The following is a 19,127-nucleotide window of genomic DNA, read 5'->3' as shown; positions in this document are numbered from 1 at the left end:
GATCACTTCCCTGCGAGCGAGGCACGGTCCTTCAACGGTTCCCACCACGACCGGTGCTCGCGGTACCAGCTCACCGTGCCGGCGAGCCCGTCGTCGAAGGACACCCGCGGACGGTAACCCAGCTCGGTGGAGATCTTGGTGATGTCGACCGAGTAGCGGCGGTCGTGTCCCTTCCGGTCCGGCACCTGCTCGACGCTGTCCCAGTCCGCGCCCAGCGCGGCGAGCAATCGTTCGGTGAGCTCGCGGTTGGTCAGTTCGGTGCCGCCGCCGATGTTGTAGATCTCCCCCGCGCGACCACTCTCGGCCACCAGCTGGATGCCCCGGCAGTGGTCGTCCACATGCAGCCAGTCGCGGACGTTCAGCCCGTCACCGTAGAGCGGGACCTTCAGCCCATCGAGAAGGTTGGTGACGAACAACGGGATGACCTTCTCCGGGAACTGGTACGGACCGTAGTTGTTCGAACACCGGGTCACGCACACCGGCAGCCCGTGCGTGCGATGGAAAGACCGCGCGAACAGATCCGAGGACGCTTTCGAGGCGGAGTAAGGGGAATTCGGCTCCAGCACGTGGTCCTCGCGCCACGAGCCGGACTCGATCGAGCCGTACACCTCGTCGGTGGACACGTGCACGAACTTCCCGACGCCCGCGTTCAGCGCACCCTGCAACAGGGTCTGCGTGCCGAGCACGTTGGTGAGCACGAAATCCGCCGAGCCGAGGATGGACCGGTCCACATGCGACTCCGCGGCGAAGTGCACGACCAGGTCGACCCCGCTCATCAGCTTCGCCACCAGCTCGCCGTCGCAGATGTCGCCGCGCACGAACTCCAGCCGCGGGTTTTCCGCCACCGGCGCCAGATTGGCCTCGTTGCCCGCATACGTGAGCTTGTCCAGGACCACGATCTCGGCGTCGGCCAGTGCCGGATAGGCGCCCGAGATCGCCTGGCGCACGTAGTGCGACCCGATGAACCCGGCACCGCCGGTCACCAAAACCCGCATCACTGTCCTGCCTTTCGCACTCGGGTGCTTCGCTTCACCAGGCAACGGATGGCCACCCGGAAGCGTCTTCCTACCGGGAACAGTAATCTGAAGGCAATCACGAAATGGGGTCGGGAGGACGAGCGTGACCGACGGGGCCACCACCCGCCTGGACGCCGCGGAAGAGGACGCGATCCCGTGGCCGCCGCCGCCCGTTCGTTCCCGGCGTCGGCGTCGCCGCTGGTTCGGCGCATTCGCGCTGCGCAGCGGGAAAACGCTGGTCAGCGTCGTGTCGATCGCGGTGCTGTTGCTGACCTGGTACGGCTGGCAGTTCATCGGCGACCCGAACGACGGGCTGGCCACCAGCGCCGTCTTCGACGACAACCAGCTGCACGCGGTGCCGCTGGACGGGGCGGTGGACATCCTCCTGGTCGGGATGGACAGCCGCACCGACGCGCAGGGCAACCCGCTGCCGCGTGAGGTGCTGGACATGCTGCACGCCGGGGATTCCGACGGTGAGAAGCAGACCGACACGATGATCCTCGTGCACATCCCGCAGGACGGCAGGCGCGCGGTCGCGATCTCGTTCCCCCGTGACTCCTGGGTGGAACTGGCGGGCGGGTTCGGCAAGCACAAGCTCAACGGCGCGTTCGTCTACGCCTACAACGACAAGTTCCGCCAAGCGCAGCAGCAGGGCGCCGACGTGGCCGAAGCGGACCGGCAGGCCAAGGTCGCCGGCCGCAAGAACCTGGTCGCCACGCTGGAGAACTTCATGGGCAAGCCGGGCATGATCGACCGGTACGCGGAGGTCAACCTGGCCAGCTTCTACGAGGTGACCAAGGCGATCGGCGGCGTCGAGGTGTGCCTGAACGCGCCGGTGAAGGAGACCAAGTCCGGGGTGGATCTGCCCGCCGGGCGGCAGGTCGTGCAGGGGGTGCAGGCGCTTGCCTTCGTGCGGCAGCGCTACGACCTGCCCAACGGTGACCTGGACCGGATCGCGCGGCAGCAGGCGTTCCTGTCCGGGCTGGCCACGAAAGTGCTTTCGCGCGACGTGCTGGCGAACCCGGCGAAGGTCTCCGAAGTGATCGGCGCGGTGAAGAAGTCCGTGGTGCTCTCGGACAACTGGGATCTCGGCGAGTTCGCCGCCCAAATGCGCGGGCTGAACAGCGGCAACGTGGAGTTCCGCACGATCCCGGTCGTCGGTGAGGCCACGATCGGCGGGGCGGACGTGCTCCGGGTGGATCCGGCGCAGGTGCACCAGTTCGTGGATTCGCTGACGGCGGATCCGGGCAGCGCCACCACGACCACCACCACGCCGTCGGCCACGACAACGTCCGCTTCGTCACCGCCGCCATCCTCCAGCCGGAGTAGCTCGAGTGCGACGAGCGCCACCACGACCGCCACTTCCAGTGCGGCTCCACCCATTACCGGTGGTGAAGTGCCCTGCGTGAACTAACCTGATGCGAGGCCGGGGCACGCGGGGGGAGATTCGGGCTTGGACGAGGAAGAGGACGCGGCACCACCCAAACCGACGCCGTATCCGCGCGATCGTGGTGCGGCGGAAGAGGTGGTTTCCGATGAGCACGCCGCGGACGGCGAGGTCCCGGAAGAGGAAGAACTCGTCGCCGAGGAGCCGCGCCGGAGGCGGCGGCCGGGGCGGATAGCGAGGCGAGCGGTGGTGGCGCTGGTTTCGGTCGTCGCGCTGGTCGCCACGGGCTATGCCTACCTGACCTACCACCAGGTGCAGGGCGACCTGCACACCACGGACATCCTGAGCCAGCCCGGTGACGACGCGAAGGCGCCGCCCGCGGACGACGGAGCCGAGGACATCCTGCTGGCCGGTGTGGACGCCCGCACCGATCAGCAGGGCAACCCGCTGCCGTTGTCAGTGCTCAAGGAACTGCGCACGGAGCAGACCGGCGCGATCAACACGGACACGCTGATCATCCTGCGGGTGCCGAAGAACGGCGGGAAGCCCACCGCGATCTCCATCCCGCGTGACACCTGGGTGGACACCCCGTCCGGCGGCCAGGCGAAGATCAACTCGGTGTTCGGCATGGCGAAGGCGGCCGCGGCCAACCAGTTGCGCGCCCAGGGCGAACGAGATCAGGCCGAGCTGGAACGGGATTCCGACCAGGCCGGACGCAAGGCACTGGTACAGACCATCCAGGACTTCACGCAGGTGCGGATCGACCACTACGCCGAGGTGAACCTGCTCGGGTTCTACCTGATCACCGAGGCGCTCGGTGGTGTGCAGGTGTGCCTGAACCACGCCACGGAGGACAAGGACTCGGGCGCGGATTTCGCCGCCGGCCTGCAGACTGTCACCGGTGGCGAGGCGCTTTCCTTTGTGCGGCAACGGAAGAACCTGCCGCGCGGCGACCTGGACCGGATCGTCCGGCAGCAAGTGTTCCTCGGTTCGGCGCTGCACAAGGTGCTCTCGGCCGGCGTGCTGACGAATCCGGGCAAGCTCAGCGACCTGACCGACGCGCTGCACCGCTCGCTGATCCTCGACCCGGGGTTCGACCTGCTGCAGTTCGCGGACAAGGCGAAGAACCTGGCTTCCGGTGACGTCCGGTTCGACACGATCCCGACGATCACCATCAACGGCCGCAGCCCGGACGGGCAGAGCATCGTGCAGGTGGACCCGGTCGCGGTGCAGCGGTACATCGCCAGTCTCGCGGTGCAGCCTTCCGGCGGTGGGGCCGCCGCGCCGGCCGCTCCGCTCGCTCAGCGCACGGTGAGCGGCGTGACCTGTGTGAACTGACGGTATCTTGAGGGCCATGAGCCTCACCGAACAGTTGCTGGCCACCACCCAGCCCGCCAAGCCGATGATCACGCACTACGACGACGCGGCCGGCACCCGCGTGGAACTTTCGGTGGCCACCATGGCGAACTGGGCGGCGAAAACGGCAAACTGGCTGGTGGACGAGTTCGATGTCGAGCCGGGTGACGCGGTCGCGGTGCGGCTGCCGGCGCACTGGCAGACAGCGGCCGTGCTGCTGGGCGCCTGGTGGTGCGGCGCTCGCGTGGTCGAGCAGGCGCAGGGTTCGCGTGTGGCGTTCGTCGCGCCCGGTTCGCCGGGTACGGGCGCCGAAGCGACGGCCGTCGTGGCGCTGGACCCGTTGGGACGCGGGCTTTCCTCGCCGCCCACCGACGGCGCGCTGGACTACCTGTCGGAAGCCAGGCTGTCGGGCGACGTGTTCCGCCCGATGTCCCCGATCCCCGGTGATGCGCCCGCGTTTGAATCGTCCACTGTAGACGCCGTACTGAGCGAAGCACGTTCTCGCGCCGAGAAAGCCGGGATCACCGCCGCCGACCGCGTACTGTCTACATTGGACTGGACGATCCCGGACGGGGCGGTCGGCGGGCTGTTGACCCCGTTGTCCGTCGGCGCGCACCTGGTGCAGGTGACCGGGTCGACGGACAAGCTGGCCGACCGCCGCCGCGCGGAGAAGACGACGGTCGACCTGCTCGGCTGAGTCAGGCGGTGGCCGGCTCGCGCTTACGCGCCAGCGGGCGCCAGAACACGAAGTGGTCCACCGAAAACCGGCCGCCGTTGAAGCCCAGCGCGATAGCCGCGGCGGCGAGGACCAGCACGAGCTCGTAGCCGCCCGCGCCGGTCAGACCCTTGTCGATGTGCACGTAGAAGATCGCGCCGATCAGGTCGACCGCGTACGCCACGGCCAGCACCGGTGACGCGAAGCCGATCATGAACGCGACCGCGCCGATGGTCTCGACCACGATGAAAAAGAGCGCGGTGAGCGTCGGCAGCGGGATGCCCATGCTTTCCGTCATGTGGCCGACCCCGCTGACGCCCATGTTCCACTTCTGGATTCCGTGGGCCAGCGGCACCGCCCCCACCCCGATGCGGCCGACGCGGGCCGCCACATCCTGCACGCGTCCGTACATCGCACGTCGACCGGTCGTGACTGACCCGCAGAAGATGATCGATGTAGTCATCACGCTCTATGCCGCGCCCCGAGGGTGCGAACGCGAAGTGGTCGTACGCCCGCTTTGTCCGGGCAGCCCGTGCACCGACACCAAGCGCTCGACTGGCGACCGATCGAAGTCTTCTCGCTGCACTTTTAAAGGAGCGCCCACCACGGACGCTCCGCTCGCGCGGGCAGCTCGACTCAGCCCTTCAACAGGGACCGGGCCATCACCATCCGCTGGATCTGGTTGGTCCCCTCGTAGATCTGGGTGATCTTCGCGTCGCGCATCATGCGTTCGACCGGGAAGTCGCGGGTGTAGCCGGCGCCGCCGAAGAGCTGGACGGCGTCGGTGGTCACGGACATCGCGATGTCGGACGCGTAGGCCTTCGCGGCGCTGGCCATGAACCCCGCGCGCGAATCGCCGCGTTCGGTGGCCGCGGCGGAGGCATAGATCAGGTGCCGGGCGGCCTCGATCTTCGTGCCCATGTCGGCGAGCATGAACTGCACGCCCTGGAAATCACCGATCGACTTGCCGAACTGCTTGCGCTCCTTCACATACGCGACCGCGGCGTCGAGCGCGCCCTGTGCGATGCCCAGCGCCTGCGCGCCGATCGTGGGGCGCGTGTGGTCCAGCGTGCGCAGCGCCGTCTTCAACCCGGTGCCGGGCTCGCCGATGATGCGCTCGGCCGGGATGGTGCAGTTCTCGAAGTAGATCTCGCGCGTCGGCGAACCCTTGATGCCGAGCTTCCGCTCCTTGGGCCCGACCGAAAAGCCCGGGTCGTCCTTGTGCACCACGAACGCCGAGATGCCGTTGGACTTCTTCGCCGCGTCCGGGTCGCTGACCGCCATCACGGTGTACCAGGTGGACTCGCCGGCGTTGGTGATCCAGCACTTCGTCCCGTTGAGCACCCAGTGGTCACCGTCGAGACGGGCGCGGGCGCGCATGGACGCGGTGTCCGACCCGGCCTCACGCTCGGAAAGCGCATACGACGCGGAAACGGCGCCCGAAGCGATGGACGGCAGGACGAGCTTCTTCAGCTCTTCCGACGCCGACAGGAGAATGGGCTGGGTGCCGAGCTTGTTCACCGCGGGGATCAGCGACGCGGAGGCGTCCACCCTGGCGACCTCCTCGATCACGATGCACGCCGCGATCGCGTCCGCGCCCTGACCTTCGTAAGCCTCCGGGATGTGCACGGCGTTGAAGCCGGCCTTCGCCAGCGCGTCGCGCGCCTCGACCGGATACCGCTCCTGCTCGTCCACGTCAGCGGCGTGCGGAGCGATCTCCTTCTCCGCCAGCGCGCGGACGGCGGCCCGCAGCTCTTCGTGCTCCTCGGGCAGCTGGTACAGCCCCGGACCGTCAGACACCTGCGTCATCCTCCTCGTGCGGCATTTCTTCACCGTCGATGTTAGTGCTCGTTTACTAGGACATCCTTGTGTTCTCTGCCGCAGTTACGCCCTACAGTAGAGTGATGTCGATCACTTTTCCGCCCGAAATGCCTTCTTCGCTCGACTATCCCGAAGTTCCCGTCGGCGCGATCGTCGCCGGTGCGGCGGCTCGCTACGGCGACCGGACGGCGTTCGCGCACGGCGACGACAAACTCAGCTACACCGACCTGTATACCGACGCCTGCCGCTTCGCGAACGCATTGCTGGCACATGGCATCCAACCGGGTGACGTGGTCGCCATCCACATGCCGAACAACCTCGCCTACCCCGTTGCCTACTACGGGATTCTGCTCGCGGGCGCCACCTTCACCCCGGCGAACCCGCTGCTGCCGCCCGCCGACCTGGCAGCGCAGCTCGCCGACTCCGGCGCCGTCGCGGCGGTGACGTTCGGCCGTGCCGCGCAAGCGCTTGCGGCGGTCCAGGATCAGACGAACGTGCGGCTGGTGATCGGCGTGCGCGCGGAGACCGAGCACCGGTTCGGCGCATTCCAGGCGGATCAGCCCTCGAACCGGCCGGATGTGGCGATCGACCCGCACACCCGGCTCGCCCACCTCGCCTACACCGGCGGCACCACCGGCCGGTCCAAGGGCGTGGAGCTGCCGCACCGCAACGTCATCGTGAACTCGCTGCAGTACGCCTGCTGGGGTAGCGGCTCGGTGCCGGAGCTCGACGAGCACGGCAACCTGCGGCTCAATCAGGTCGGCAGCGAGGCGGAATGGCCGGGCAGGCTCGGCACGGGCACCGGCATCAACCTCACCCCGTGGTTCCACGCCATGGGCACCATCGGCGGGCTCAACGTGCTGCTGCTCGGCGGCGGCAGCACGACGCTGCACGACGGTTTCGATCCGGTGCACTACCTCGAAGACGCCGAGCGACTGCAGATCACCGGGATCGGCGGCGCGCCCGCGTTGTTCGCGGGTTTGATGTCGTGCCCCGACTTTTTCACCCGCGACCTGTCGTCGGTGCGCTCGATCAGCTCCGGTGCCGCTCCCATGCCACACGAGATGATCAAGACGCTGCGAAAGCGCTTTCCGGACGCGGTGATCGCCGAGGGGTACGGGCTCACCGAAGTCACCATGGGCGCCACCACTGCCCCGAGTTTTCGTTCCGGCACAAGGAAACCCGGCACGGTCGGGGTGCCCGTGTTCGATACCGAGGTCAAGATCGTGCCCGCGGAGGGCGGCGAGGAACCACTGCCCGCCGGCGAGCAGGGCGAGGTGTGCATCCGGGGCCCGCAGGTGATGATCGGCTACCACAACCGGCCGGAGGAGACAGCCAACGTGCTCGTGGACGGTTGGCTGCACACTGGCGACATCGGTCTACTGGACAAGGAAGGGTACTTGTCTATTGTGGACCGCAAGAAGGACATGTTGCTCTACAAGGGTTACAACGTGTACCCGCGCGAGCTGGAAGAGCTGCTGATGGCACAACCGGGCATCGCGTCGGCAGCCGTGGTCGGCCGCAAACGCGCGGACGTCGGCGAGCTACCCGTGGCGTTCGTGGTCCGCTCGGACGATTCGGTCACCGAGCAGGCGATCATCGACGCGGTCAACGAGAACGTGCTGCCGTACAAGCGAATCCGCGAACTGCATTTCGTCGATGCGATTCCTGTTTCGGCAGCGGGCAAGGTACTGAAACGAGAACTGCGACAGCAGTTGAACTAACCCAGCCACCCGCCACCCGGCACCCGGCACCGCAACCCACGCGACCACCCCGCCCACACCCGCCACCGAACCGATCCTTAGCGCCTTCAGCGGTCGCTGTGCCGTGTCAAGGCATCTTTCCCGCCTTGACGCGGTGCGGCGACCGTTGAACACTGCGCGATCGGGGAGGGGGTGGGTCACAGAGCGCGCTCTGCGCGCGGCCGTTGCTCTTGTCTCGCAAGGGAAAAAGATCTCCTCGCCGGAGGGGCTGGCTCAAGGATGCCCAGGGGCCCGTAGCTCGGCCGCCGGTTTTCGAGGTGGGCGAGTTGTGTGGTCATCCCGTCGCCCGCGGAAGCGGTATCACTTCACCCCGGGCCCGCAAGCTTTGCGCACTCGGCTGCGCGCCGGGTAAGAGGGTTGCGGGCCCGGGCTGAAGTGATAAAAGCCAGGGCAGGCGACGGGATGACCACCCAACTCTGTGGGTTCTCCGGAGCCTACCGCCCCAACTTCTCCTGCAGCGCGGCATCCTTGTCCAACACCAGCTGCCGCAGATCCGCCTGGAAAGCCGCCATCCGGTCGCGAAGGCCCGCGTCACCCGCGGCCAGGATGCGCACCGCCAGCAGGCCCGCGTTCCGTGCCCCGCCAACGGAAACCGTCGCGACCGGGACACCGGCGGGCATCTGCACGATCGACAGTAGCGAGTCCAGACCGTCCAGGTACTTCAGCGGCACGGGCACGCCGATCACCGGCAGCACGGTCGCCGAGGCGACCATCCCGGGCAGGTGCGCCGCCCCGCCCGCACCGGCGATGATCACCTTGATCCCACGCTCGGCGGCCGAAGTCGCGTAGTCCAGCATCCGCTGGGGGGTGCGGTGCGCCGAGTAGACACCCACCTCATAGGGCACCTCGAACTCGTCCAGCGCCTGGCCCGCGGCCTCCAGCACCGGCCAGTCCGAGTCGCTGCCCATGATCACGCCGACGGTTGCCAATGGTCACTCCCTGCCGTGGATGTCGTAGCCGTCCGGCCATTCCGCGTGGGACAGCCAATGCGCGGACAGCGTCGCCCGCCTGCGCAGATCTTCCATGTCCGCGCCGACGAAGTTCACGTGCCCCAGCTTCCGGCCGGGCCGCTCGCCCTTGCCGTAAAGGTGCACCTTCGCCTCGGGGAACCGCGCGAACAGATGGTGCAGCCGCTCGTCCGGGCCCATCTCCGGCAGCACCGGGGCGCCGAGGACGTTCGCCATCACCGTGGGGCCCAACAGTTCCGTCGAGCCGAGCGGGTAGTCGAGCACGGCCCGCAGGTGCTGCTCGAACTGCGAGGTGCGCGAACCGTCCATGGTCCAGTGGCCCGAGTTGTGCGGGCGCATCGCCAGTTCGTTGATGATCAGGCCGCCGTCGGTCTCGAACAGCTCCACCGCGAGCACCCCGACGACGTTGAGCGCGTCCGCGATCCGCAGCGCCAGTTCCTGCGCCTCGTGCACCCGGCGCGCGGTCAGCCCCGGCGCCGGCGCGAGCACCTCGGTGTTGATCCCGTCCTTCTGCACGGTCTCCACCACCGGCCACGACGCGCCCTGCCCGAACGGCGAGCGGGCGACCAGTGCGCACAGCTCGCGCCGCATTTCGACCCGGCGCTCCACCATCAGCGACGTGCCCGCCGCGAGCAGTTCCGGCACCAGCGCACGGGCTTCGGCGTCCGAGTCGAGCATCCAGACGCCCTTGCCGTCGTACCCGCCGGTGGCCGCCTTGAGCACCACCGGCCAGGACTGCTCCGCGCCGAACTTCAGCACATCGTCCACATCGGACACTTCGGCGAAGGGCGGGCACGGGTAGTCCTCGGCCGACAGCCGCTCGCGCATGATCAGTTTGTTCTGCGCGAAGGCCAGCGAATCGGGACCCGGCCGGATCGGGGTGTCGTCGTTCATCGCGAGCGCGAGCAGGTGCTCCCCCGGCACGTGCTCGTGGTCGAACGTCAGCACGTCCACCGTCTTCGCGAACGCGAGCAGCGCCTCGAAGTCGGTGTGCGCGCCGATGGTGACGTCCGCGGCGACCATGGCCGCCGCGTCGTCCGGGTTCGCCGCGAGCACCCGCAGCGACTGGCCGAGCGCGATGGCGGCTTGATGGGTCATTCTCGCGAGCTGGCCGCCACCGACCATGCCGACGACGGGGAGACCGGTACGACTGTCCACGGAAAGTCAGAATACGGGGCGACGCAGCTCACGGACCGTGAGGCCGAGGATTGCGGCCGCCGCGGCGAGCACGTAGGCGTTCCCGGGGATCGACAGCCCCAGGCCCCAACCGAACTCCGTGGTCCCGCCGTTGGGCACGAGCATCACCACGCAGCTGGCGAAGAACAAGAACACCACGCCGGCCCGGATCCGCTGGCCCTCCACCCACAGCAAGAACACCAGCGGCACGGCCCAAACCCAATGGTGCGACCAGGAAACCGGCGAAGCGAGCAGCCCGAGGAACGCCGTCACGAGCAACGCGGCCAACCGCTGCCCACGCTGGTGGAACCGCCGGACGAGCCAAACCGCGGGCACGGCCAGCACCGCCGCGGTCACCAGCGCCAGCTTCCCCGACCACGAAGCGTCATCCGACGCGCGGCTGATCAGCCCGTTGAGCGATTGGTTGAAGATCCAGTGCACCCCGCCGATCCGGTCCGGATCGAAGGCCGCCTGCGTCCAGTACTGCCACGCGTCGTGCGGCATCAGCAGGAACATCAGGCCCTGCAGCACGACGAACGTGCCCAGCGCCCGCAGCCCGTCCCGCCACCGGCCGGTCACGAACAGATGCGCGACGAAGATCAGCGGCGTCAGCTTCACCGCCGCCGCGACCCCGGTCAGCACGCCGGACCAACGCGAACCCGCCAGCACCAGCACATCCAGCACGACCAGCGCCATCAGGATCAGGTTGATCTGGCCGAGGAACAGCGTCTTCCACACCGGCTCCAGCACCAGCGCGAGCACCGTCAGCCCGGCGACCTTCGACCAGCTGTGCAGGCAAACCCGCACCACAACCGCCAGCGAGACGACCGAAGCCGTGGTCACCAGACCCCAGGCGAACCCCGAGGGCAGCGCCGCGAGCGGCACGAACAACAACGCGGCCGCGGGCGGATACGTGAACGGCAGCGACACCCACTCCGGCAAGGTGCTCAGCCGCGTCAGGTCGTAGAGCGGATCGCCGTGCAGGAACGTCAGCGCGCCCGCGCGATACACGGCGCTGTCCGCACCCAGCCGCCAATCGCCCAGCCAGTCCCAAATCCCCACCGCGAGGGCCGCCAGCACCAGCACGGCGACCGGCAGGCGCCAGCGGTCAGCCGGAAGTCGTCTGGTCGACACGGCGCCGCCGCAGCAGGAACCAGCGCGCCACGAGCACCGCGGCGAGGACGAGCGGCATCAGGATGTAGGCGTTGCCCAGCACGCCCTGCCAGAACTTCCAGTGCAGTTCGATGTTCCGCCCGTTCGGCAGCACCAGCAGCACGCAGCTGATGAACACCGCGATCACCGCGCCGGTGCCCAGCCATCTGCGCCAGGCCGTCGCCGGGGTGGTCTGCGGCAGCCGTGAAATCAGCAGCACGACCAGCGGCACCGCCCAAACCCAGTGGTGCGACCAGGAAATCGGCGACGCGAGCAGCCCGAAGAACGCCGTCACCAGCAGCGCGGCCAGCGCCTGGCCGCGGCGGTGGAAGCGCAGCATCAGCCAGATGGCCGGAATGGCGAGCAGCGCGCTGATCCCGATCGCCGCCTTCGACGCCCACGGCGCGAGGTCGGTGATCCGGTTCATCAGGCCGTTCAGCGACTGGTTGCCCGCCCAGTGCACCGGCCCGATGCGGCCGGTGTCGGAGATCGTCTTGGTCCAGTAGCGGATCGTGTCGTCCGGGATCAGCAGCAGCATCAGCAGCTGCATACCGAGGAACGTGACCAGCGCGCGGAGTGCGTCCTTGCGCTTGCCGGTGAACAGCAGGTGCGCGACGAAGACCAGCGGGGTGAGCTTGACCGCGGCCGCGATCCCGATCAGGATGCCGCCGCCGCGGGCACCGCGTGCGGTGAACACGAGGACGTCGACCACGACCATCGCCATCAGGATGAGGTTGATCTGGCCGAGGAAGATCGTCCGCCAGACCGGCTCCAGGCCCAGCATCAGCACCGAGAACACCAGCGTCGCCCTGGCCGGCGAGGACCACCAGCGCGGGCCCGCCGCGGGCTTGGGCAGCGAGCCGATCGCCACCCGGATCACCAGCGCCATGGCCAGCACCGAAATCGCGGTCAGCACACCCCAGGCGACCTGCGTCGGCACCACGGCGAGCGGCACGAACAGCAGCGCCGCAGTCGGAGGGTAGGTGAACGGGAGCAGCGCCCACCACGGCTCCGGCGCCAGCGTGCTGGCGTCGTAGAGCGGATCGCCGTGCAACAGCGTCAGCGCGCCGGCGCGGTATACCGCGCTGTCTACACCGAGCCGCCAGTCCAGCAGCCAGCCGACCACCCCGACGGTGATCGCCAGCACCGGTACCACGGACAACAGCAGCATGGATCTCGGCCGCATCGACAACCGGGCCAGTGACGTCCGGAGCGCCAGGCGTGGATGCGACGGCCGCGAAAGCGGCTCGCTGCCGGTGGCAGGCACAGACTGTGTCACCCCACCAGGAAATCACGAATAGTCGACGGGCTGTGCGGCAAGTCCCTGATATGCGGGTTTTCGATCTTGGTCAGGACCGGGAGAGGCGCCGGAGCAGCGCACATGCCGCCCCGTGCGAACCGGGCAGCCGGACCAGCCGGATCCGCGGGGTGCCCATCTCGTCGAACTGCTCGTCCACCGACAGCCGCTCGTGCAGTGCCCGGCGCAGGTCGACGGCCTTCGTCGAGATGTGCCCGTCGCGCGGCAGCACGGCGGCGATCGTGGACGGGCCGAGCGTCGCCATGCTCTCGCCACCGTCGAGCACCGTGCGCAGCCCTTCGGCCAGCAGGATCATCCCGGTCGCCCGGCGCCAGCCGGACACCTCGGACAGATCGAGGCCGACGACGAGCAGCGTGTACTGCTCGTTGACGTCCCGGCCGAGATGGCGGTACAGCTCACCGAGCCGGGTCCGCAGGTAGGCCACCGTCGGTAGCCCGGTCAGCGGATCGACCACTTCGATGTTGGCGAGCTGGTCCATCGCGACGTCCGCCCAGGCGAGCGCGGTCACCCTGAGCATCCGCGACGGGGTGGCGTCGATGTCCGGGGAGACGAGCCCGTCGTGGGCGTTCGGATCCGACAGCACCGCGTGCAGTGCGGCCAGGTCGGCGAGCACCTCGAGCAGTCCGGCACCGGCCGCCGCGCGGGCCCTGGCCAGTCCGGCCAGTGCCTGTTCGGGGTCGCCTCCGCGCAGCACCACGGCGCACACCGAATCGACCTCCGGCAGCGTCCAGTCACTGGGGAAACGCCAACCCGAGGCCAGACTGGCGGTGCGCCAGCGGGACCGCAGCGCGCGCAGCTCCGGGTCCTGGCCCGGACTGGTGAGCGCGCCCCGTGGCCACCCGCTCTGGTACGCGGACGAGCCCTCGTCGGCCGGGACTTCCACTCTCGACCGTCCTTTCCTCATCGCCTTGTGCCGGTGAGACGCAGCGGAACCACCGGCGTGACGACGTTTTCCGAAGGGAAGGGTGAATTTACTGCGCTCTCCGGGTCATCCCTTACCCCACGGGGTGACCCTTCGCCTAGGGTCCGTCACACTGATCGTTACGCGATGTAGGTGCTGGCCAGAAGGAGAGCAGTGTCCACCGTTCCCGCGGACTTCGAGGGCAAGAGCGACGCTGAGCTGATCACAGCAGTCCGCGGCGGGGATCTGGCTGCTTACGGCACCTTGTACGAGCGGCACGTCGCGGCCGCGTACAACCTCGCCCGCCAGCTCGCCCGCTCCACGGCCGAGTGCGATGACCTGGTGTCGGACGCGTTCTCGAAGGTGCTGGACACGCTGCGTGGCGGCAAGGGCCCGGACGCGGCATTCCGCGCGTACCTGCTGACCACGCTCCGTCACACCGCATACGACAAGACCCGCAAGGAAAAGAAGCTCGACCTCAGCGACGACATGAGCACGCTCAGCGGCGGCAGCGGCCCCGCCGCCGAGGCGCTGACGGTCCAGTTCTCCGACACCGCGGTCGCCGGGCTGGAACGCACGATGGCGGCCAAGGCGTTCGCCCGCCTGCCCGAACGCTGGCAGGCCGTGTTGTGGCACACCGAGATCGAGCAGCAGACGCCCGCCGAGGTCGCGCCGCTGCTGGGCCTGACGCCGAACGGCGTTTCCGCGCTGGCCTACCGCGCGCGTGAGGGCCTGCGGCAGGCGTATCTGCAGGTGCACCTGGCCGAGACCTCCGCCGAGCGCTGCCGGGCGGCGGCGGACAAGCTCGGTGCCTGGACCCGCGACGGACTGTCCAAACGCGAACGCGCGCAGGTGGAGAACCATCTCGACGAATGCGACCGCTGCCGTGCGCTGGCCGCGGAACTGGCCGATGTCAACGGAGCGCTGCGCGCCGTCGTCGCGCCGATCGTGCTCGGTGGTTCGGTGTTCGCGTACCTCGCGGCCGGCGGGGCCAAAGCGAGCGCGGCCACCACGGCGGTCGCCGCGGCGAGTTCCTCCGGGGCAGCCGCCGGCGCGGCCGCCGCCGGGCCACGGCAGTTCATCGGGGTCGCGGCCTCCGGGGTCGCGATCGCCGCCGCGGTGGCCACGGCATTGGCTTCGAGCGGCCAGCAGGAAATCCCGACCGCGGCGGCACAACCGGCGCCGCCCGCACAGGTCGCTCCCGCGGCGCCCGCGCCCGTCATCCCCGCGCCTGCCGCGCCCGCTCCGCAGCCGGCACCGCCCGCCGCGCCCCAGGTCGTGCCCGCCCCCGCGCCGATCACGTCGGTGCCCACACCGCCACCACCACCGGGCCCGCCGCAGCTGACGGCGCAAGGCCCGGCGGGTGGGGTCGAACTCATCCCGGGTGGCGGTCCCGTCGCGGTGCCGATCACGGTGCGCAACGACGGCCAGTCGGTCTCCGATCCGGTGGTCGCCTCGCTCAACCTGCCGAGCGGGATCCGGGCCGTCGGCCCGGGTGGCGGCGGTGGCGGTGTCGGCAGCAGCCGTGGATTTTCGCTGCAGCAGGCCGATTCCACCGCGTCGGCGAGCGTGGACTGCCCGGCGGGTACCGGCACGGTGACCTGCCGGACCGGCCGCGGTTTGCAGCCGGGCGAAAGCGCCACGCTGACGTTCCGGCTGATCGCGGACGAGAACGCGCAGCCGGGCGAAGTGACCGGCTCGGTCAGCGCGGGCAGCGCGATCCGCGTGGCGGTGAACGTCCCGGTCGCCGTGAAGCAACTGGCCGACGGCGTGGCGCTGGACGTGCGCGCGGAGTGGGGCGACCCGTGGCCGTGGCTGCACCCGTCGTGGGTCACCGTCGACGTCACCAACAACGGCCAGACCACCAAGCCGGTCACGGTCACCGTCGACCAGCCGGCGCATCTGACGCTCGGCGCCTTCCAGGCCACCTGCACCACCGGTGAAACCACGAGCTGTACGAGTACGAAACCGCTCGCCCCGAACGAACACCTGCGCCTGTGGTTCGCGGTCGACGGCGACGGCCACCACGCGCGGCCGGAACGCCGGTCGATCACCGTGACGGCGGCGCTGGGCACGGCCACCGCGAGCCGGACCGTGAACATCGACTGCTGGTACGAACCATTCTGCGACGGTCCGCCGCTGCCCCCGCAGCCGATCCTGCCGACCACGACGCCGAGCGAGTCGCCCACCACGACGACGACCACGCCCTCACCGACCACGACCACGACCACCACCACGCCGTCCACCAGCAGTTCGACCACGACGACCACGTCCTCGTCGGTCACCCAGACCACGACGAGCCCGAGCAGCCCCACAAAGCCGGTGAAACCGGGCAAACCGTGGTGGTGGCTGCCGTGGATTCCGTGGTGATCCCGGTCCGGCGAAACACGGAAAAGCGCGGCGAGTAGCGTCTCGCCACATGGCCGGTATTCACACCCTGCTCAGGTTGTTGCCGGCACCGTTGCGATCGGTGCTGATCAAGCACCGGGAGATGTTGAAGTTCGCCGTGGTCGGCGGGACGTGTTTCGTCATCACGACCGTGGTCAACTACGCGCTCAAGCTGACGGTGCTACGGAACAACCCAGTCACGGCGTTGATCCTCGCCGTACTGGTGGCGACGGTGGTCTCGTACGTGCTTTCCCGGGAATGGTCGTTCCGCACCCGCGGCGGCCGGGAACGGCAGCACGAAGCGGCGTTGTTCTTTCTCATCAGCGGTATCTCGGTCGGCCTGAACTCGGTCCCGCTCGCGATTTCGCATTATCTGCTGGATCTGCGCACCCCGGATGTCGGCGTGGTGACGCAGGAAATCGCGGATTTCGTCAGCAGCATGATTCTCGGCACGCTGGTCGCGATGGTGTTCCGCTGGTGGGCGTTCAAGAAGTGGGTGTTCCCCCAGGCGGACGCGCGGCCGAGGGTGGTCCGGACCGCCGTCGTGGAACCCGACGAACCGGGCGAACAAGCCGCCTGATACCGGACGCTTCGGCGAACCTACGTACACTGCGGCAGTGACCGTTGTGGAAAGCGTGCTCTCCCACACTCCCGAACCCCTGCGTTCGGTACTGATCAAGCACCGGGAGATGCTGAAGTTCGCGATCGTCGGCGGCACGACCTTCGTCGTCGACAACGGTATCTGGTACATCCTCAAGCTGAGCGTGCTGGAGTCGAAGCCGACCACGGCGAAGGCGATCGCGATCATCGTCGCCACCATCGTGTCGTACGTGCTGAACCGGGAATGGTCCTTCCGCACCCGGGGCGGCCGTGACCGGCACCATGAGGCCGCCCTTTTCTTCGTGGTGAGCGGGCTGGCCGTGCTGGTGAACCTGATTCCGCTGTACCTCTCGCGTTACGCGTTCCACCTCGAGACGCCGTTCGTGTCCCGGTGGGTGCAGGAAACGGCGGACTTCGTCAGCGGTTCGATCATCGGCATGTTGCTGGCGATGATCTTCCGCTTCTGGGGATTCAAGAAGTGGGTCTTCCCGGCCGACCTCGGCCAGCGCCGCCGCGACGTGGGGCGCCCGGAGGGGACCGCAGAGGTCAAGCCCCTGCGCCCGAAGCAGCCGAACGCCTAACGCGGCACGCGCTCGGAGGGCCAGCGCACTTCGCGCACGTCACCAGGGCTGGGCACCCGCAGGAACAGACTGAACACGGCAGGCCGGCGGCTGGACAGTTCCAGCCGTCCGCCGTCGGCTTCGGCCAAAGCCCGCGCGAGAGCGAGGCCGACGCCGGTGGAGCCGCCGCCGGAGAAGCCGCGCTCGAAGACGTGCGGCACGAGCTCGTCCGGGATGCCGGAGCCGTTGTCGCTGACCTCCACCACCACGGTGCCCTCCGCGTCACCTCGGCGCGCGGCCAGCGTGACGGTGCCCGCGCCGTGGCGAAGCGCGTTGTCCAGCAGCACACCGACAACCTCGCGAAGGCGGCCGGGCGTGGCGCGCGCGATCAGGCCGTCTCCGATGCGAAGCCGCAGATTCCGGCCCTCCGCGCGAAGCAGCTGACGCCACTCCTGCGCGACTTCGGGTAGCGCGGTGGCCAGTTCGACCGGCTCGGCATCGACCTCGCTGGCCGCGCGGGCCGCTGCCAGCAGTTCCTCCAGCGCCTCCGACAACCTGTCCGCCTGCTCCTGCGCGGCGCGGGCCTCGTCGGCGATGTCCTTGTCGTCCACGATCGTCAGCGATTCCAGGCGCAGCTGCAGTGCCGTGAGCCTGCTTCGCAACTGGTGCGAAACGTCCCCGACCAGCTGCCTTTCCCGCTGGACGAGCTGGGCGAGCGCCGAACCCGACGTGTCCAGCGCCTCGGCGACCATGTCCAGCTCGCCGACGCCGTAGCGGCTCGGGTCCGGCCGGAAATCCCCGCCGCCGAGCTTGGCCGCGCGCTCGGCCACGTGCCGCAGCGGCTTGGCGAGCCGTCGCGCGGTGACCGTGGCGACGACCGTGCCGATGCTCACCGACAGCACCACGAGCAGCAACACGGCGAGGGTCACGGTGGTCTGCCGGGACCGCAACGGGCCACCCGGGATGGACAGCTCGAGCGTGCCGTCCCTTGCCAGCTGCACACTCGCGTTGACCACGTCGTTCCCGGGATCCGAGCCCTCGGTCAGCTCCGGCTTGCCCGGCAGCTGCACGGTCAGCCTGCCGCCGGGCGGGATCGCGACCGCGACCGTGGCCAGGTCGGCGTTGCTGAGCTGCCCGTCGGCCAGATCGGTGTCGAGGGTGGCCGCGATCTGCGAAGCGCGGGCGCTGAGGTCCTCGGTGGTGATGCTGTCGACCAGCTTCCACGCGGTGACCCCGAGCGGAATACCCAGCGCCGCCGCGGTGACCGCGACGGCGAGCAGGATGGCGAGCAGGATCCGGCGGCGCACTAGTCGGTGTTGAAGCGGAAGCCAACGCCGCGCACGGTCGCGATGCGGCGCTCACCGTCGCCGGAGTGCACCACCGCGCCCTTGCCGTCGCTGGTGACCGAAAGCTTGCGGCGCAGCCAGGACATGTGCATGTCCAGCGTCTTCGAGGTCTTGGACTCCAGCTCGTTCCACACCTCGGCGAGGATCTCGTCGCGGCTGACGACCTGACCGGCGCGGCTCATCAGCACGCGCAGCAGCTCGAACTCCTTGTTCGCCAGCTGGATCTCACGGCCCTCGACGGTCACCAGCCGGGCGCCGAGGTCCATTCGCACCCCGGCCGCCTCCAGCACATCGGGGACCCGCCGGCGCAGCAGCGCCCGGATGCGGGCCAGCAACTCGGCCAGCCGGAACGGCTTGGCCACGTAGTCGTCGGCTCCCGCGTCGAGACCGACCACGAAGTCGACCTCGTCCGTGCGGGCGGTGAGCATCAGCACCGGCAGCTCGGTGCCGCTCGCCCGCAGTCTGCGGCAGACCTCCAGCCCGTCCATCCCGGGCAGGCCCAGGTCGAGCACCAGCAGGTCGACGCGATGCTGCCCGGTCGCGTCCAGTGCCGCCGGGCCGTCGCCGACTACCTCGACCTCGTAGCCCTCCCGCTGCAACGCACGGGACAGCGGTTCCGCGATCGCCGGATCGTCCTCGGCCAGTAACACCATGCTCACC

At 69.1% G+C, this 19,127-nt stretch carries 17 protein-coding genes; 7 read left to right on the top strand and 10 right to left on the bottom strand.

Annotation, left to right across the window (positions count from 1 at the left end; translation table 11 throughout):
- Positions 1–2: 2 nt before the first annotated feature.
- Complete coding sequence (gene rfbB / locus VHD82_RS28515) at positions 3–995, bottom strand: dTDP-glucose 4,6-dehydratase (protein WP_325710732.1); 993 nt, start codon at positions 993–995, stop codon at positions 3–5.
- A 124-nt stretch (positions 996–1,119) separates the two neighbouring features.
- On the opposite strand from rfbB, the gene VHD82_RS28510 reads away from it, so the two are divergent.
- The 3 genes from VHD82_RS28510 to VHD82_RS28500 are packed head-to-tail and all read left to right on the top strand — an operon-like array spanning position 1,120 to position 4,456.
- Positions 1,120–2,430: an LCP family protein gene (locus VHD82_RS28510; protein ID WP_414637586.1), complete on the top strand. Its 1,311-nt coding sequence runs from the start codon at positions 1,120–1,122 to the stop codon at positions 2,428–2,430.
- A gap of 39 nt (positions 2,431–2,469) precedes the next feature.
- Complete coding sequence (locus VHD82_RS28505) at positions 2,470–3,741, top strand: LCP family protein (RefSeq protein WP_325710729.1); 1,272 nt, start codon at positions 2,470–2,472, stop codon at positions 3,739–3,741.
- Between the two features lie 16 nt (positions 3,742–3,757).
- The gene (locus VHD82_RS28500) at positions 3,758–4,456 is read left to right on the top strand and encodes a TIGR03089 family protein (RefSeq protein ID WP_325710725.1); all 699 of its coding nucleotides are present in this window, start codon (positions 3,758–3,760) and stop codon (positions 4,454–4,456) included.
- 1 nt (position 4,457) lies between these two features.
- Here VHD82_RS28500 and VHD82_RS28495 read toward each other — a convergent pair whose 3' ends face one another.
- Together VHD82_RS28495 and VHD82_RS28490 are read right to left on the bottom strand one after the other, a co-directional pair.
- On the bottom strand, positions 4,458–4,886 hold the full coding sequence (locus VHD82_RS28495) for a DoxX family protein (protein WP_325710722.1): 429 nt from the start codon (positions 4,884–4,886) through the stop codon (positions 4,458–4,460).
- Positions 4,887–5,110: 224 nt separating this feature from the next.
- On the bottom strand, positions 5,111–6,283 hold the full coding sequence (locus VHD82_RS28490) for an acyl-CoA dehydrogenase family protein (RefSeq protein ID WP_325710719.1): 1,173 nt from the start codon (positions 6,281–6,283) through the stop codon (positions 5,111–5,113).
- Positions 6,284–6,378: 95 nt separating this feature from the next.
- Here VHD82_RS28490 and VHD82_RS28485 point away from each other — a divergent pair, with 95 nt between their 5' ends.
- Positions 6,379–8,019 (top strand): class I adenylate-forming enzyme family protein, encoded by a 1,641-nt coding sequence (locus tag VHD82_RS28485; RefSeq protein WP_325710716.1) that lies wholly within the window; start codon positions 6,379–6,381, stop codon positions 8,017–8,019.
- Between the two features lie 473 nt (positions 8,020–8,492).
- On the opposite strand, the gene purE is transcribed toward VHD82_RS28485, so the two are convergent.
- The 5 genes from purE to VHD82_RS28460 form a co-directional block, all read right to left on the bottom strand.
- Entirely contained in the window at positions 8,493–8,966 is a 474-nt protein-coding gene (purE, locus tag VHD82_RS28480) for a 5-(carboxyamino)imidazole ribonucleotide mutase (protein ID WP_325710878.1), read from the bottom strand.
- Positions 8,967–8,990: 24 nt separating this feature from the next.
- Positions 8,991–10,184, bottom strand: coding sequence for a 5-(carboxyamino)imidazole ribonucleotide synthase (locus VHD82_RS28475; RefSeq protein ID WP_325710713.1), 1,194 nt, complete (start codon positions 10,182–10,184; stop codon positions 8,991–8,993).
- 6 nt (positions 10,185–10,190) lie between these two features.
- Entirely contained in the window at positions 10,191–11,336 is a 1,146-nt protein-coding gene (locus tag VHD82_RS28470; RefSeq protein WP_414637585.1) for a glycosyltransferase 87 family protein, read from the bottom strand.
- Complete coding sequence (locus tag VHD82_RS28465; protein WP_325710710.1) at positions 11,311–12,633, bottom strand: glycosyltransferase 87 family protein; 1,323 nt, start codon at positions 12,631–12,633, stop codon at positions 11,311–11,313. The genes VHD82_RS28470 and VHD82_RS28465 overlap by 26 nt, the downstream gene beginning before the upstream one ends.
- 70 nt (positions 12,634–12,703) lie before the next feature.
- Positions 12,704–13,555: a GGDEF domain-containing protein gene (locus tag VHD82_RS28460; RefSeq protein WP_414637584.1), complete on the bottom strand. Its 852-nt coding sequence runs from the start codon at positions 13,553–13,555 to the stop codon at positions 12,704–12,706.
- A gap of 192 nt (positions 13,556–13,747) precedes the next feature.
- Between VHD82_RS28460 and VHD82_RS28455 the strand changes: the two genes are divergently transcribed.
- Genes VHD82_RS28455 through VHD82_RS28445 form a run of 3 tightly spaced genes read left to right on the top strand, consistent with a single transcriptional unit; the run spans position 13,748 to position 17,142 of the window.
- Positions 13,748–15,943 (top strand): sigma-70 family RNA polymerase sigma factor, encoded by a 2,196-nt coding sequence (locus VHD82_RS28455; RefSeq protein ID WP_325710707.1) that lies wholly within the window; start codon positions 13,748–13,750, stop codon positions 15,941–15,943.
- Between the two features lie 49 nt (positions 15,944–15,992).
- Positions 15,993–16,541 (top strand): GtrA family protein, encoded by a 549-nt coding sequence (locus tag VHD82_RS28450; protein WP_325710704.1) that lies wholly within the window; start codon positions 15,993–15,995, stop codon positions 16,539–16,541.
- Positions 16,542–16,578: 37 nt separating this feature from the next.
- Complete coding sequence (locus VHD82_RS28445) at positions 16,579–17,142, top strand: GtrA family protein (RefSeq protein WP_325710700.1); 564 nt, start codon at positions 16,579–16,581, stop codon at positions 17,140–17,142.
- Here the strand turns inward: VHD82_RS28445 and VHD82_RS28440 are convergent.
- Both VHD82_RS28440 and VHD82_RS28435 read right to left on the bottom strand, forming a co-directional pair.
- On the bottom strand, positions 17,139–18,428 hold the full coding sequence (locus VHD82_RS28440) for an ATP-binding protein (protein WP_325710697.1): 1,290 nt from the start codon (positions 18,426–18,428) through the stop codon (positions 17,139–17,141). The two genes, VHD82_RS28445 and VHD82_RS28440, sit on opposite strands and share 4 nt — an antisense overlap.
- Positions 18,428–19,120: a response regulator transcription factor gene (locus VHD82_RS28435; protein WP_325710870.1), complete on the bottom strand. Its 693-nt coding sequence runs from the start codon at positions 19,118–19,120 to the stop codon at positions 18,428–18,430. The genes VHD82_RS28440 and VHD82_RS28435 overlap by 1 nt, the downstream gene beginning before the upstream one ends.
- Between the last annotated feature and the right edge of the window lie 7 nt (positions 19,121–19,127).

This window comes from Amycolatopsis sp., assembly GCF_035546795.1.
Lineage (GTDB): Bacteria > Actinomycetota > Actinomycetes > Mycobacteriales > Pseudonocardiaceae > Amycolatopsis_E.
This window is presented reverse-complemented; position numbering and strand designations above follow the sequence as displayed.

Excerpts from the sequence above, each read along its gene's own strand:
- rfbB (WP_325710732.1), bottom strand. The coding sequence starts at position 995 with ATGCGGGTTTTGGTGACCGGCGGTGCCGGGTTCATCGGGTCGCACTAC.
- VHD82_RS28500 (WP_325710725.1), top strand. The coding sequence starts at position 3,758 with ATGAGCCTCACCGAACAGTTGCTGGCCACCACCCAGCCCGCCAAGCCG.
- VHD82_RS28495 (WP_325710722.1), bottom strand. The coding sequence starts at position 4,886 with ATGTACGGACGCGTGCAGGATGTGGCGGCCCGCGTCGGCCGCATCGGG.
- VHD82_RS28490 (WP_325710719.1), bottom strand. The coding sequence starts at position 6,283 with ATGACGCAGGTGTCTGACGGTCCGGGGCTGTACCAGCTGCCCGAGGAG.
- VHD82_RS28485 (WP_325710716.1), top strand. The coding sequence starts at position 6,379 with ATGTCGATCACTTTTCCGCCCGAAATGCCTTCTTCGCTCGACTATCCC.
- purE (WP_325710878.1), bottom strand. The coding sequence starts at position 8,966 with ATGGGCAGCGACTCGGACTGGCCGGTGCTGGAGGCCGCGGGCCAGGCG.
- VHD82_RS28450 (WP_325710704.1), top strand. The coding sequence starts at position 15,993 with ATGGCCGGTATTCACACCCTGCTCAGGTTGTTGCCGGCACCGTTGCGA.
- VHD82_RS28435 (WP_325710870.1), bottom strand. The coding sequence starts at position 19,120 with ATGGTGTTACTGGCCGAGGACGATCCGGCGATCGCGGAACCGCTGTCC.